This is a genomic window from Dysgonomonas sp. HDW5B (genome assembly GCF_011299335.1).
In the GTDB taxonomy this organism is placed as follows: Bacteria; Bacteroidota; Bacteroidia; order Bacteroidales; family Dysgonomonadaceae; genus Dysgonomonas_A.
Window position 1 is genome coordinate 3,016,349 of the sequence record NZ_CP049858.1, and the last position, 15,381, is coordinate 3,031,729.

The 15,381-nt window shown below is 37.5% G+C and carries 14 protein-coding genes; 8 read left to right on the forward strand and 6 right to left on the reverse strand.

What is annotated here, in order from left to right; translation table 11 throughout:
- Nucleotides 1–81 precede the first annotated feature (81 nt).
- Together G7051_RS12485 and G7051_RS12490 are read left to right on the forward strand one after the other, a co-directional pair.
- Entirely contained in the window at nt 82–1,542 is a 1,461-nt protein-coding gene (locus tag G7051_RS12485; RefSeq protein ID WP_166200743.1) for an amino acid permease, read from the forward strand.
- Nucleotides 1,543–1,754: 212 nt separating this feature from the next.
- Nucleotides 1,755–2,456 (forward strand): Bor family protein, encoded by a 702-nt coding sequence (locus G7051_RS12490; protein ID WP_166115740.1) that lies wholly within the window; start codon nt 1,755–1,757, stop codon nt 2,454–2,456.
- Nucleotides 2,457–2,535: 79 nt separating this feature from the next.
- Here G7051_RS12490 and G7051_RS12495 read toward each other — a convergent pair whose 3' ends face one another.
- The 3 genes from G7051_RS12495 to G7051_RS12505 are packed head-to-tail and all read right to left on the reverse strand — an operon-like array spanning nt 2,536 to nt 5,698.
- Nucleotides 2,536–3,063, reverse strand: a complete 528-nt coding sequence (locus G7051_RS12495) for a hypothetical protein (protein WP_166200745.1) — start codon at nt 3,061–3,063, stop codon at nt 2,536–2,538.
- Nucleotides 3,064–3,111: 48 nt separating this feature from the next.
- Complete coding sequence (gene hemN / locus G7051_RS12500) at nt 3,112–4,479, reverse strand: oxygen-independent coproporphyrinogen III oxidase (protein ID WP_166200747.1); 1,368 nt, start codon at nt 4,477–4,479, stop codon at nt 3,112–3,114.
- Nucleotides 4,457–5,698 carry an MFS transporter gene (locus G7051_RS12505; RefSeq protein WP_166200749.1) on the reverse strand — a complete coding sequence of 414 codons (1,242 nt, stop codon included), beginning with the start codon at nt 5,696–5,698 and terminating at the stop codon, nt 4,457–4,459. The genes hemN and G7051_RS12505 overlap by 23 nt, the downstream gene beginning before the upstream one ends.
- Nucleotides 5,699–5,981: 283 nt before the next feature.
- Here G7051_RS12505 and G7051_RS12510 point away from each other — a divergent pair, with 283 nt between their 5' ends.
- Nucleotides 5,982–6,710: an HNH endonuclease gene (locus G7051_RS12510; RefSeq protein WP_166200751.1), complete on the forward strand. Its 729-nt coding sequence runs from the start codon at nt 5,982–5,984 to the stop codon at nt 6,708–6,710.
- A 91-nt stretch (nt 6,711–6,801) separates the two neighbouring features.
- Here G7051_RS12510 and G7051_RS12515 read toward each other — a convergent pair whose 3' ends face one another.
- Nucleotides 6,802–8,895: a TonB-dependent receptor gene (locus tag G7051_RS12515; RefSeq protein WP_166200753.1), complete on the reverse strand. Its 2,094-nt coding sequence runs from the start codon at nt 8,893–8,895 to the stop codon at nt 6,802–6,804.
- A gap of 249 nt (nt 8,896–9,144) precedes the next feature.
- Between G7051_RS12515 and G7051_RS12520 the strand changes: the two genes are divergently transcribed.
- Nucleotides 9,145–9,567 carry a BACON domain-containing protein gene (locus tag G7051_RS12520; RefSeq protein ID WP_166115750.1) on the forward strand — a complete coding sequence of 141 codons (423 nt, stop codon included), beginning with the start codon at nt 9,145–9,147 and terminating at the stop codon, nt 9,565–9,567.
- On the opposite strand, the gene G7051_RS12525 is transcribed toward G7051_RS12520, so the two are convergent.
- Entirely contained in the window at nt 9,564–10,841 is a 1,278-nt protein-coding gene (locus G7051_RS12525; RefSeq protein ID WP_166200755.1) for a hemolysin family protein, read from the reverse strand. The two genes, G7051_RS12520 and G7051_RS12525, sit on opposite strands and share 4 nt — an antisense overlap.
- Before the next feature lie 364 nt (nt 10,842–11,205).
- On the opposite strand from G7051_RS12525, the gene G7051_RS12530 reads away from it, so the two are divergent.
- The 4 genes from G7051_RS12530 (at nt 11,206) to G7051_RS12545 (ending at nt 14,715) form a co-directional block, all read left to right on the forward strand.
- The gene (locus G7051_RS12530) at nt 11,206–11,655 is read left to right on the forward strand and encodes a hypothetical protein (protein WP_166200757.1); all 450 of its coding nucleotides are present in this window, start codon (nt 11,206–11,208) and stop codon (nt 11,653–11,655) included.
- A gap of 2 nt (nt 11,656–11,657) precedes the next feature.
- Entirely contained in the window at nt 11,658–12,791 is a 1,134-nt protein-coding gene (locus G7051_RS12535) for a hypothetical protein (protein ID WP_166200759.1), read from the forward strand.
- Between the two features lie 250 nt (nt 12,792–13,041).
- Nucleotides 13,042–14,187 carry a hypothetical protein gene (locus tag G7051_RS12540; RefSeq protein WP_166200761.1) on the forward strand — a complete coding sequence of 382 codons (1,146 nt, stop codon included), beginning with the start codon at nt 13,042–13,044 and terminating at the stop codon, nt 14,185–14,187.
- A gap of 189 nt (nt 14,188–14,376) precedes the next feature.
- The gene (locus tag G7051_RS12545) at nt 14,377–14,715 is read left to right on the forward strand and encodes a hypothetical protein (protein WP_166200763.1); all 339 of its coding nucleotides are present in this window, start codon (nt 14,377–14,379) and stop codon (nt 14,713–14,715) included.
- A gap of 60 nt (nt 14,716–14,775) precedes the next feature.
- Here the strand turns inward: G7051_RS12545 and G7051_RS12550 are convergent, their stop codons facing one another.
- Nucleotides 14,776–15,333, reverse strand: coding sequence for an AraC family transcriptional regulator (locus G7051_RS12550; protein WP_166200765.1), 558 nt, complete (start codon nt 15,331–15,333; stop codon nt 14,776–14,778).
- Nucleotides 15,334–15,381 lie beyond the last annotated feature (48 nt).

The window sequence follows — 15,381 nt, forward strand, 5'->3', positions numbered from 1 at the left end:
TTAAGCCCTTATAATAGGCTATTTGGGTCATCTTATTTTCTTACTTTTGCCGATTATCTATTTCAAATACCTTAAGAACATATGTTTGAGCGTTTATTCAAGAAAAAAGACATTGCGGCTATACTACGTGAGGCAGAGGGAAAAAACGATGGTCTGAGAAGAAGTTTGTCGGCAGCCAACCTTGTAACACTGGGCATTGGAGCAATAGTCGGTACAGGTATATTTGTTATTACGGGAACAGCTGCAGCTAATTATGCAGGTCCGGCTTTAACAATTTCGTTTCTTCTCTCGGCACTTTGCTGTGTATTGGCAGGATTGTGTTATGCCGAATTTGCAGCAATGATTCCTGTTGCCGGAAGTGTATATTCGTATAGCTATACAACAATGGGCGAGGTTTTAGCATGGTTCATCGGTTGGATTCTTATTCTTGAATACTTGTTTGCCTGCTCAAGTGTTGCCGTTGGTTGGTCGGGATATATGATGAGCCTCTGCGAAGGGTGGGGGATACATGTACCGTGGCACTTGTCCTATGCTACTTTCGATCATACTTCCGAAGGGTGGATAATGACAGGTAGTTTCTTTAATTTTCCGGCAGTATTTATTATAGCCATAATAACCGTCTTTTTATTGGGAGGTATCAAACAATCGGCATTTATAAACAATATAATTGTTGTGATTAAAGTCAGTGTAATTCTTCTCTTTATCGGATTTGGCCTTTCTCATATCGATGTTACTAACTGGAGTCCTTATATTCCCGAAAATACAGGTGAATTTGGAAGCTTTGGCTGGAGTGGGATTTTGCGGGGAGCCGGTGTGGTCTTTTATGCTTATCTGGGTTTCGATGCTCTGTCAACAGCAGCTCAGGAAGCTAAAAATCCGCAGAAAGATATGCCCAAAGGTATACTTATTTCGTTGCTTGTGTGTGCTATATTGTATGTTTGCGTAACTGCGGTTTTGACCGGGATTGTTAATTATAAAGAGCTAGATGTTGCTGCACCTATTGCATTGGCTATTGACCGTACAGGTCAAAGTTTAGCATGGTTGAGTCCATTTGTAAAACTGGGAGCTATTGCAGGACTAACATCCGTAATTCTGGTGATGATGTTGGCTCAGTCTCGTATCTATTATATAATATCAAAAGACGGGTTGCTTCCGCGATTTTTCTCGAAGATAAATCCTAAACACGGTATACCTCAAAACTCAACTATTTTTGCTAGTCTCATTACAGGACTATTTGCAGGTTTGTTTCCCTTGAATGTGTTGAGTGAATTGGTATCGATAGGTACACTTATGGCATTTATGGTGGTATGTATCTCTATCGTTGTACTGAGAAAGACTCAACCCAATTTGAAACGTCCATTCAAAACACCTTTTGTGCCCTTTGTTCCGCTTTTAGGTGCTGCAATATGCCTGCTGCAAATGGTTGCTTTGCCCTTAAGCACATGGGTGAGATTGATAATTTGGAGTGTGATAGGCTTTGTTATCTATTTCTGTTATGGTATTAAGCATAGTAAGCTGAATAAAAATGACATAAAGGAATAAGCTTATTGCATCATTCTATTTAGAAAAAGAAGTAAAAAAATATTTTTTTAAGATTCTTTTTAATAAAAAAGTATCTTTGCTGCTTTTCTAAGTAAAGAATAAAATTTATTGGTATATTTTATAGTCATAACAATCTATATTTGTTATACTTGCCAAAGCAATAAAAAGGTCTGTGACCTTAAAACTAGCATAATCTAAATAAATTATTTACAATGACTCCCAAATTTAAGTTTTTATTAATCGGTATTTTTATTGCCGTTTCATTTTCTTCATGTTATACAACTAAGGTGTCAGTAGGAAATGTATCTCCCGATCAACCTATGACCAAAGTTAATTCAGTTTGGAATCACCATTTGATAGCAGGACTTATTCCTCTGAATAATGCAAAGATGCGAGCCGATAAATATGTAGGAGATCGTGATAGATATATGATCGAAACGAATCAGTCTTTTCTTAACCTGTTAGTTAATTGCGTTACGCTTGGGATATATTCGCCTACAACTACCTCTTATTATGTTCCTTTGGATGGTTATGACTATGACAATTCGGAATACAAAGGCCCTAAAGTTACTTATGAACGCACTGTAAATGATGATGTATACGGTCCTAGACCTCAGAAACGTACGGTTCAGAATGAGAACCCTATAGATAAAAGAGCAGTAATTGCAGACGAAATCGAAGAGCGAGTGATTGCACCAATAACAGGCAAGCAATCTGCAGAATCAGCTCCTGCAAAAGTTGAGCAAAAACAACTGAAAGATGGCTATAAAGCTATTATTTATTTTAAGGATGGTGCAAGAATGGATGGTGTAATTACTAACCAAAGCACTGACGATAAGATTCAAATAAAATTGCCTAGCGGATTGATAATTGAAAGCAAAGCAAGTGATATAGAAAAAATAGAGAGAAAGTAATTATACGACTCTACTAAAAACAAGAAATGCCCGAATCGATATTCGGGCATTTCTTGTTTTATATCAGGTATAATCTTATTTATACAGATTCGTTATCTGTACTCTTTTTAGCTAAAAAATGAGTAATTCTCTGATAATTGGTAATCAGAAAAAATCCTAGCAATACTTGAAGAATATTGGTATACAATCTTGTATTATCAGTATTCTCAAAAGATGGGAAAAACGGATCTTTTTCGGCCACAGAGGCATAAATCTTTTGACCTAACTCAATGATAAGCGGAGCAAGGCTGTGTACTATAAACATCCCTCCAATAATAAGAACTGCGATGCTTATCAATTTCTCAGACTTCAACTGATCGAGCTTTATTTGATCGTCATCAAAGCCTTTGTCTAGTCTGAAAAAACGGATGATACTATCCGGACAAAAAATCAGTAGGGCAGAAAGGGCAAGGGTTGTAATAAGGATTAAGATCGGCCAAAGGATTAACTTTGGGTCGTCACTTCCAGCAATGAATGCAAATTGTCCGATCAATGCGGGCAATGAATTAAGGAGTGCCAAAACTCCCATTAGTTTGATAACTAGTCTGATCAGGTCTTTTTTTGTCATAGAAATTGGTGTTAAATAAGTTGCTTTGTTTTTGTTATTTTATTTGTGTTACCCCACTTTCGAGAAACGTTTATCTGTATTCATCATCAGTTTATCTAATGATGCCGCAATATTACGTACAAAGGGTGTAGCGTCGGGCAGAATCCGGATATAATCGGATGTAAACTCTATAATTCCATCCTCAGCAAAAGCCTTCAAATTATCTTCGTTGTAATTGAGTGCCCCTTTTATCTCGTCAACCGATCTGTTTAAAAGTGAAGCCAGATCAGTCCAAATTATTTCGTAATTGCACATCAATGACGTGATTACTTCACGTGTAATCTGTTCATCGCTGTTCAATCTGTAACCTTTCAGAACGGGAAGTTCTCCATTATTCACTTGTTCAATATAGGTTTTCAGATCTTTTGTATTCTGGCTGTATGCCGAAGTTAATTGGCTGATACCCGTTACACCGAATGCATACACCTGTCCTGTAGTACGGCGGGTACAATATCCTTGAAAATTACGATGCAAAGCTTTCGTTTTCTGGGCAATGTATAGTTCGTCATTGGGCTGTACGAAATGATCGAGACCTACAGTTTTATATCCTGCATCGTTCAGCAGATGCTTGGCTGTTTCGTATATTTTGTTTTTATCCTGCGGAGTAGGCAAACCAAGCTTTTCGAGATTCATCATTGCCGGATTTACCCAAGGTACATGAGCATACGAAAAGGTAACCAACCTATCAGGATGTATTTCTATTGCTTGCTTGATGGTATCGGCAAACGACTCGGCTGTTTGCAGTGGCAATCCGTAGATAAAATCCATATTTACGGCTACGCCTTTCGATTTGAGTAATTGAACAATGTCAGCAACAGGCATTCGTGATGGCTTGCGATTAGATGCTTTTAATACATCGATATTGAAATCTTGTATTCCCAAGCTGATGCGGTTAAATCCTGCATCTATCAAATCGTTCCAATACGCTTCATCCAAATATCCGGGATGACATTCGATGGCTATTTCGGGTCGGTCTATCGTTTCGAAACCTTCGAGCAGCATTTCGTTTATTTCCTTAAGCATCGACACCGGTTGAGAGGTAGGACTTCCGCCTCCGTAATGTATTTGCGATATATTCCGGTTGTGATCGAGTAGGGGCAGAACCATTTCTATCTCACGTTTTAAGGCATCCATATACGAAGCTACTACCGTCTTGTTTTCCAATAGCAGGGCATTGCATCCGCAATAGTGGCACATCTTGTAGCAAAACGGAATGTGAATGTAAAACGATATATGTTCGGGTTGCTGCGTGTTAGATTCCTCTATGGCTGTTCTGTAATCGTTGACTGAAAAGCCGTCGGTAAAGAAATTCGCAGGCGGATAACTCGTATAGCGAGGTACAGCAACACTGTATTTATCTAATAATTCTTGTTTCATCTTTTTTCTCTTTTTTGAATGTCGCCAATATATACAGCAGTGAAGCTACAGCGATACAACTTTCGAACAAAAACAGGTTGGCATAGCCATACATACCGGCTATTTTTCCGGCTCCTGCTGCCATCAACATACCACTAAGATGGGTAATGACGGTTTGCAGAGTAAAGTCGGTTCCTTCGTAACCTTCTCGTACACAATACATAGATGTAGTGTATACTACAATGGTTGCCATACCGTAACTACCCCATAGGAGGGTGATTCCCAAATGCAGGGTGGCGGTATTTACAGCAAGGTGTGTCACCAGCAGATAGAAATATACGGTAGTTGCCAGTATAAACACGGCAAAAACAATGCGTGGAATGTAGCATCCGATTTTGCGGACAATAAAACCTCCTGTTAATGACCCGACACAGCCGATAGATGTTCCGATAACTCCCGACATTACACCGATCTGCTTCATGCTGTAACCATAATCGACCAACATGGGTTTTAGCATAGCCAATGTACCGATCAATCCTGCATAATATAGAAAAAGGAAAAGTATTTGTTTCCAGATACCTTTTTGCTTGAAAAATCCCAAAAGGTCATCGGGGTGAGGTGGAGCATATTTTTTTCGTTCCTGAGGTTCTTCTACCTGTTTGTTCTTGAAAAGCATCAGAGGAATAAGTGCTACGACCACAAATATTGCCAGATAGGGGAGTAACTGATTCCATCCCAGTTTATGATAAAGAAGCAACAATACACCTCCTCCGATCATTGCTCCTGCAAAACTTCCTACCGATTGCATACTGTTTACCAGACTTTTGTCTTTCTTACTGAATGATAGTACGGCAAGGGCATCGGTGGCAATATCCTGAGTGGCAGAAGCGGTAAAGGCAAATACAATGAGTATGATAATGGTGTATATATTGGTTTCGAGATCGAGAAATGAAATCGCCAGAATGATAACTGCATAAATCAATTCGGATGAAAATATCCATCGCTTGTAATCGTTTAAGGTATGACAGCTTCTATCAATAGCAGGTGACCAGAGAAACTTCAGCACCCACGGCAGTTTCAGAAACTGAAGCATACCGATGGTTTCGAGCGAATAATCCTGCTGACGCATCAATACAGGCAGAATGGTAGAGAAAAAGCTCATGGGAATAGTCTGAGCAATGTATAGGCTCAGAAACGTGAACAGTTTACCTCCATTTTGCAGGTTCTTATTTATATCCATTTCGAAAGGTCAATTCTAGTGATCATTTATTAAGCAAAAGATAATATTGAATGGCGTGTTTCAGTGATATAGTGATCTATTGTCGGTATACTTGCCATAATATCAAAAAGGTCTTAAACCTCAATTTTACAAAAATACAAAATACAATCGGGCTTGCCAATCACTAGATGTGATGAAAAGCGAGAATAGAGTAGATTAATAGTTTCTTTTTAATGATTTTCTTTTTAATGATGTCAATACTCTCTTTTTTTGTATTATTGTTCTTCCTATAAATATATAAATTATGAGAAACCCGAAATGGCATCGAGACGAAATTATTCTAGCATTAGATTTGTATTTTCGAACAAAACCAGGTAATATTTCTGCGAAAAACCCAGAGGTTGTAAAACTGTCCAAGATATTAAATAAGCTACCGATACATGATGTATTTGTTGTAAATAATGAATTTAGAAATCCAAATGGAGTTTCTCTTAAAATGAGTAATTTCTTAGCTATTGACCCTGGTTATCCAGGTAAAGGAATGGTATCGTATAGTAAATTAGATGCTGAAGTATTTGAAGAATTTGTAGATAGTAAAGAGTTGTTACACAAACTAGCTCTTAAAATTAGAAATGCAGTGGGAAATTCAAATCTGCTGATACAATTGTCTAAAATAGAAGATGATATTGAAGCTGGATATAAAACAAAGGAAGGTTCTATTCTTTATAAGCTGCATAAGTATAGAGAACGTAATTCTGCTATTGTGAAAAAGAAGAAAAATAAATATTTTAGAGAGAATGGAAAATTAGAATGTGAGGTTTGTGGTTTTAATTTTAATGAAATATACGGTGATTTAGGGAATGGTTATATTGAGTGTCATCATAAAATAGCATTGTCCCAACTTGATGTTGAAGCTATAACGGAATTGGATGATTTAGCCTTAGTCTGTGCCAATTGCCATAGAATGCTCCATCGAAATATGAGTTTTATGGATATAAGAGATTTAAAACTCATAGTAGAAGGAACAAAATAATATTATGTGATATAAATACAATAAGCCCTAGCTATAAAATTTAGTTAGGGCTTATCGTTTCGCTTACTTAAGCAATACAAGGCCTGCGATTTTAAAATTTCAATCGTAAATCTACACCGAAGGTAAACGGTTTACCTGCCTGAGCAAATGTACTGCCCATCGATGTGAAATAATACGATACATAGTCTTTACCTCCGATATTTTTAGCCCAAAGGTCTAATGAAACCTTATTCATCAGGAATGATGTTCGGGCATTCACTATACCGTAAAATGGCTGAGAGGCAGTATTGGTATCATTCCAGTAAATTGTACCCAAACCTGTATACTGAGTGTTGAGTATTATCTTTTGTAGAAAATCGGTTTTTACATTGATACTGTAATTGGCTGCCACCGAAAAAGTATTACGGGGAACCATCGGCAAGAAATTGCCCGAATAATCTATTTTGTCTTTGACGTTATATATGTATTCCTTAAAAGTAGCATGTGTATATCCGTAAGTCAATTGAAAGTTCAGATTGTCGAGGGCATTAATTTGAGCTGTTGCTTCAAACCCTTTGCTGACCGATTTTCCTGCATTACGTATATAATAACCTTGAGTTTGTAGTTGCGACAGTTGCTGATCTTTCCAATTGATGTAAAATAAGCTGACTTCCGTTTGAAGAAATTTATCGAAGAAGTTGGCTTTCGATCCCAATTCGTAGCTCCAGCTGGTTTCAGACTTAAAAGGTCGGTCAGCCTCATTCACCGCAGTGGTATTAAATCCTCCTGATTTGAAACCTTTGGTTGCCGAAAAATATACTATATTATCATTCTCGAAAGAGTATTGAAGCGCAGCCTTAGGAGTCCATTGCGAATAACTATCTTTCTCTCTAGCATCCAATGTTTGTTTAACTGTATTATCCGGCATGTGATTATTGATAATGGTATGCATGCGTGCCTCTTCCCAATCGTAACGTAAACCTAATGTAAGAGAAAGTCCTTTGGTCAACAGGTTATTGAATATCGACTGATGGTAAAATGCAGCACCTTTGGTTGGTGTATTTGCATTTTGTAGGGTTTGCATACCTGTAGTACGGTAGTCTATATTGTAATTAGTGCTGTAATCCTGATAAAAACCAAATGCACCGAATTGCCATTGATAATTGCTTTTAGTTATTGATTTGATGTTAATTTCCTCAGAATACATCCGTTGAAGCTGATAAAATTTTACAAAATATAAATCTTCAGCAGTAAAGTCCTGATCGATAAGTTGCTTTCCATCATAAAATTGAAACGAAGTCATTGATCCCAGTTTAAACTTATCGGTCGTATATTCAACATTCAAACCATTGGTCGACATATTACGGCGAAACGACGATGGCTCGTTATAATTTACATCTTTTACTGTATTATTATCCGGATTGTAGATTCCGTATGGATATCCTCCCTGATCCGAATATTCGTAAGCCGAAGTTAAATGCATATATAATTGCGGCATAATTTTCCAACTCAATCGCATACGGCCGGTGGCAGCATCCATCGGATCTGCTTTTTTGCCTGTATATTGGTTGGTAAAATAACCACCTGTGTGTAATACGCTTCCTACAAGAGAATATCCCAAGGTGTTGTTTATATTGCCATAGTGCGATGCAGCTAATTCGTATCTGTCGTAGTTACCTGTACCCAGATGCAGGTTGGTTTCTTTGTATTTGTATGGCGATTTGGTATATACATTGATAATACCTCCCATTGTATTTCTACCATATATAGTTCCCTGAGGACCTCTAAGTATTTCAACACGCTCGATATCATTCATGTCTATATCGAATGTCGATCGGTCAAAATAAGGTACGCCATCCACATACAAACCCACCGAAGGTGCGTTGATACGAGAGCCGATACCTCTTATGTATGCGGGTGAAGTCATTTTCGATCCGTAATCGGGGATAAAAAGGTTGGGGACAAAAGCATTAATCTCTTTAATATTGGTAATATTTCGTTCTCTGAGATCTTGCTCCGAAACCAAGGTTGCCGATATGGGTAGCTGAGACAGGTTCTTGTTGCTTTTGAATGCTTCAATAACCACCTCATCTCCTATGTACGACATTCGGATCGAATCTTTGGGTATTAATGTGTCCTCTGATCTTAGATTACTGATATAACAAAGGTTGACCAGCAGCAATATTAGAATGCTGTATTTTTTCATTAATTTATATATTTTGAATTAAAAAGACTATTTTTTAGTTGTATGCAAAAATATTAAAGTCTTTTACGGTAACCAATCACTATATGTAGTGAAAATGTATGCAAAACTAGTTTAAATAGTCGAGTTGTGAAAAAAACGAAAAAAAAGTTATCGGTTTATGCAACATCTAGTGTTTTTTACATCTAGTATATAGTAAAGAATGTGATTCTCCTTTTTTCTTACATGTAATATCAGATTATATAAAAACGTATGAAAACACGATGCTTTTTGGGGTTGCTTTTGATAGCTTTTATTTCAACTATTTCTTCCTGTATTGAAAAAGTGCAAACGGTAGGACAATGGAATGATTCGATTAAGTTATCGACCCGTCGAGCTGACCTTTCGGCATTAAACGATTCTATCATCATTACCACAAAAGGTACGTGGTGGTGGGTAAATGATATTTCGGTAAATGGAAATTATCTGGTTTTTAATCCGATTGAAACCGAAAGAGAAAATTTTGCAATCAATGGCGATTGGTTCTCTATTGAGAGATGCGACAACCAAAAACTGATAGTAAGAGTCGATGAAAATAAATCGGCAAAAGAACGCAATATCAAAATCACATTAGAAGCAGGCGACTACTTTGACTATATCGATGTAAACCAACCCGGACAAAACGACGAAGATTAGAATTCTTCTGCCGAGCTGAGTGTAACCAATACCTTATCTATACGGGCACCATCCATATCTACGATTTCGAAAGTAAAATCTCTCCATTCTATTTTTTCACCCGTTTTTGGGATATGTTGTAATAAATCGAGTATAAGTCCACTTATCGTATTATAATCGTTCTGAGTATATAGAAATTCTTTATCAAAAAAAGTCAGGAAATTATAAAACGGACATTGTCCATCTATAAGCCAGCCGCCATCGGTACGTTCCACAATATCGGGTTCTTCATGTATGTCGGGAATATTGCCCACAAGAGCTTCGAGGATATCGGTAAGAGTCACAATGCCTTGTATGCTGCCAAATTCGTCACAAACCAAAGCATACTGTGCATGGTTGGTTTTCATCTGCTCCAAAGCATTATATACTCCCATGTTCTGTGGGAAGTAGTTACATGGTCTGAGCATATTTTCCATTCTGAAATCATCTTTTTCCATTTTTCCGAACAAGTCTTTCATGTATACAATTCCCAAGATATTATCCAGGTCTTTATGTGCTACAGGATAAACATCGAATGGATTTTCTTGTAAAAAAGTATATATCTGTTCGGTAGACATTCTGGTATCTATCCATACAATGTCGCTGTGATGAGTCATAATAGATTCGAGGTCGCGATCTCCCAGCGAAAAAACACGATCTACAATATCTTGTTCCACTTTATCAACAACGCCATCGCGCATACCATCTTGTATAATGGCTTTGATCTCCTCTTCGGTGACTTTGCTTTCTCTTATATTTAGACGCATGGCCTTTACAACCACCGAAGTACTCTTAGATAATGCCCATACAAACGGAGTTGCTATAAGTGACAACAGGTACATCGGGCGGGCTACGAGTTGGGCAATTCTTTCGGATATACTCAATCCGATTCTTTTGGGAACCAATTCGCCGAAAATAAGAGTGAGATAGGTAACAAACAGTACAATAAATATTTTAGAGAAAGACAGTACATAGGGGCCTGCAATACCCCATTTGTTAAGTATCATAGCCAAATCTTTGGCTAGTACATCTCCCGAATAGATACCTGTAACTATGCCTACAAGCGTTATTCCTATTTGTATCGTCGATAAAAATTTGTCGGGTTCATTTGCCAGCTTTAAAGCTGCCGCAGCTTTAGCATTACCCAGTTTAGCATCGCTGCTTAATCTTGATTTTCGGGCTGAAATAATAGCTATTTCCGACATCGAAAACAATCCGTTTATAAGTATTAGAATAACAATAATCGCGATATCCATTTTTTTATTTTAAAGTTATTGAAATTAAGTTTGCAGAACTATTGGTTGCTTTGGCAAACAAATAACGAGAGATAATCATGCTCTTTAAACTTTTCATTTTTGTTCCTCATAATGTATTCCTTTTTTAGAACATCTCACAAGTAACAATGTTTTAAAGTTAATCTTTTATATTCATTTGTAGTGAGAAGCTAAAGAATCTTATCCGTGATACCAACTTATAACAAAGCAATAGGGATGCAATTGTAATCAGTGAAATTAATTTGCAGAGAATATTCCGATTATTCTGTAAAAAAAGCACTCCGATTTATTATAATCAAAATAAATATCTATATTTGTTCATCTTAAATAACTCTTTACGAGAATAATGAAGAAAAAATTAACAAACATATTTGCTGGTAATGATCTAAAATTTAACTGTTTAGGTTTGGCTATGTGCGTTGAAATATTAGAGAGAGAGAGAGAGAGAGAGAGAGAGAGAGAGAGAGAGAGAGAGAGACTAGATAATACCACCTCGTATTTAAAAAAATATTTTTTCATCAAATTTTCAGGCAGATTTATCTGTCGCTTCCCATTGCTGTGTCTTTCCGATGCGGTTCTTTTTATTTTAGAATATTTCCCGAATAAATATATTGATAGTTGTTTCGGTAAACGATTCCGTGCAATTGGTTTGTTTTTTTGTTGTCGTTTAAAATCAGCACGAATCAATCGTTTATCTATGCCTCAACTATGTCCGGCAGTAGCGTGTAGTGATTACATGCTGCTGCTTTTTTGCATATTCCATACACATAAACTAATTAACATAATTATAAATTAAAAATGAACCTAATAAAAATAAACTTAGCACTGATACTATTGTGGCTATCTACTATTTCGACTTTTGGGCAAATAGGTATCAATACAGAGAATCCTCAAAGTACGCTCGATATATCAGCCGATAATTCGAATGTGGCGGCAGGATTAATTGCTCCACGTCAGACTCGTGAGCAATTGATAGCCAAAGCAACATCATATTCAATTAACCAACGGGGAGCTATTGTTTATGTAACCGATGTAACTGGCACGATAAGCTCTGCAACTTCTAATATTACACAAGTGGGTTATTATTATTACGATGGAAGCTTGTGGCAGCCTTTTGGGAGTGGATCGGGTGGTAGTGCAGATAATTGGTCGATAAACGGAAGCGGTAACCTTTCCACAACCCACGGTGTCGATTATCTGGGTACAACCGATGGCGTGGACTTGGTATTGAAAACAAATGGAACAGAGCGTATGACTGTTACTTCGACCGGAAATGTGGGAATCGGAGCAGAAGCAGCAAGCAATAAGTTGCATTTGAAAGATACATCCGACCCGATGAAGGTGGAAGGGCTTGCAATAAGTAGTTCAAGCAACGATCTTCCTTTAGTTATAGGTTCTGACGGAACGGTGAGGACAGGCGTATTTCCTTCTATAAATATTGTGCCCGATGATGTGGGAACGGTCATTGCCATCGATGGAAAGCTTATAATAGCTCAGGAAATGGCTGTTCTTATGGCGGCCGATTTTGCTTTTCCGGTTTCTACGACCACTCCTGTTGCAATAGGTAATCTGACTACTATTATTGTTGATAATGAAAATTCGTTCAAAGCCACCGCTTCCACTAATTCTTTTAGTGTTAAGACAGATGGAGTATATTTAATAACAATGAATGCCCAGTTAATAACCGGAGTTGGAACAAAGCCATTTGTCGGTATATGGTGTGATACCGATAAGGCATGGGTGGTAGGAGTAAATGATGTGGTTAGCACGGCTCTTCAAACATATACGCTGTCTACAGCTATTAATTTGTATGCCTCTAAGACTTATTCGTTGAGGGTGGGAAATACAGTTTCGGGCACTATTCCGTGGAAAAGTTCCGGATATACCGGTGAGGGACCTATATCTTTTTATTCGTTGAAGAGATTAAAGTGAACTAATGAATAGGTCTGATATATTATATTTCCTTAAATAAATATTAATCATTATGGTTGTGTCGGTAATACCTGTTGCGTGGAGCAAATCTTTGTTTAGTGTTATTTTTTTGCTTTCTGCAACCAGTCACGGTATTTTATCTATGGCACAACTGTTTCCGGCAGTAGTATGTAGTGATTATATGCTACTGCTTTTACATATCACTAACATACACTAATAAGCATATTAATAAATGAAAATGATGAAAAAAATGAGAACAATTAAAGTAAGTCTGGCATGGATGTTTATATGGTTATTCACATCTACTATCTCAGGGCAAGTGGGTATAAATACGCAAAACCCTCAAAGTACGTTGGATGTATCAGCCGACAATTCAACTGTTGCACCGGGAGTTATAGCGCCGCGTCAGACCCGCCAGCAATTGATAGCGAAAGCAGCCGGTTATACCATGAATCAGAAAGGAGCCATAGTTTACATAACCGACATAAGTGGAGCAGGTAGTACTGCAACTTCTAATATTACACAAGTTGGTTATTATTATTACGATGGCAGTCTGTGGCAGCCTTTTACCAGTTCGTCGGGTGTTAGTGTCGATAGTTGGTCAACTACCGGAAATAGTGGTCTTTCGGCAACGCATGGTAATAATTATCTGGGTACAACGGATGCTGTAGACTTGGTATTGAAAACAAATGGAACAGAGCGTATGACTGTTACTTCGACCGGAAATGTGGGAATCGGAACAGCAACTCCAAGCAATAAATTACATATAAAAGATACTACTAATCCGATGAAGATAGAGGGACTTGTTGCCAGCGGATCTACCGATGACCGCCCGATGGTTGTCGGACTTGATGGGACAGTAAGAACCGGCACATTTCCGGTTGTAAATCTTGTGCCTGACGATGTGGGTACAGTTATTGCCATCGACGGGAAGTTGTTGGTTGCCCAAGAGATTACGGTGCTTATGACTGCTGATTTTTCATTCTCGGTTTCACCTACAGTTCCTCCGGCAATCGGGAATTTAACTAACGTTATTATTGACAATAAAAATAGTTTTACTTCCAATAGTACTACCAATTCATTTAGAGTTGAAGCAGATGGGGTCTATTTAGTAACCATGAATGTTCAGATGGCAACAAGTGGTCAACCCGTAATAGGTATATGGTGCAATACTGCCGAAGTGGGCTATCCTGATGGTAAGTGGGTCGCACGGGTAAATGATGTGGCAGCCTCAGTCCTTCAGACCTATACTTTGATTACGGCTATTAATATGTATGCTTCTAAAACCTATTCGTTTAGGGTTGCAGGAGCAGCTGCAGGTACTATTCCTTGGAAAAGTTCAGGCTATACGGGAGAGGGACCGATATCCTTCTATTCTCTGAAGAGATTGAGATAAAAGCAGTCGTATTTATACATGTTGTGTTTACGATGCTGTAGAATCTTGTATGACCATGAGTGTCGGTTTAGTTTTGAAAAGATATGAGTGAAAAAAAGATCAAGTGATTAAAAAAGATAAATTTTACAGGCACTTTTGTTTATAATTTACGTATCTTGTTAAAATCTTAATACCTAAATTTATACAAATATGAAAAAGTTCATTTTATTTTTTTGCTCCATGTTGGCTTTCTTTACATTTTCGAGTGAATTAAAGGCTGCACAGCCTGAACGAATTATCGATTTGGGAGAAATTACGGCTACCCAACCTTTTCAGATAAGTTTAAATTGCTCTACGGAGCGAGTGGTCGGATGGGCAGCAGCTCTCAATAAAATCAGCGCCAATGTTTGCGGAAGCGTTTCTTTTAACTTAGGGAATATCGAAGACTTTGGGTATCCCGGATCGTCTTTTTATTTCGAAATCTACCTATACAATACTTATACCTCAAAAGGGGATGCAATTGGTATTAAAGGAACATATAAAAAGTAATAAACATTTTTTCGTTATTTAATTCAAGGCTCTTCATCGAAGAGCCTTGAATCGTTATTGTTATATCTCTTCCAATCCCCGTCTTAAATCAATTCCTTGCTGTTTGAATTGGGTGGGCGTTAACCCTGTGACCTTTTTGAACTGTGACGACAAATGAGCCACACTGCTGTATGAAAGTTCGTCTGCTATTTCACTTAAAGTCTGCTGATCGTAGGTTAGAAGTTCTTTTACCCGTTCTATTTTCTGAAGGATAACAAAATGCTCTATTGTAATACCTTCGGTGGTCGAAAATAACTTACTGAGGTACGAATAATCACGGTGAAGCTCCGAAACAAGTATGTTTGAAATATTTAAGTTTTGCTCATCAGTGTAATGAACCTGTTTGATAACAATAGCTTTGATTTTCTCAATTAATTGTTGCTGATTATTATCTAATAATTCGAAACCTAGCCTGTCTAATTCTTTTCGAAGAACGCTTGTTTGCTCTTTATTAATATCCTCTTTAAGCACAACTTCTCCCAGTCTTATGTCTAGAGGCGAAATATTCAAATGGTTGAGAATATTTTCTACTGCCATAATACAGCGCGGGCAAACCATGTTTTTTATATATAATTTCATACCATATACTATTTGGTGGATATACTATCGAAACAAATTTATGAAAAT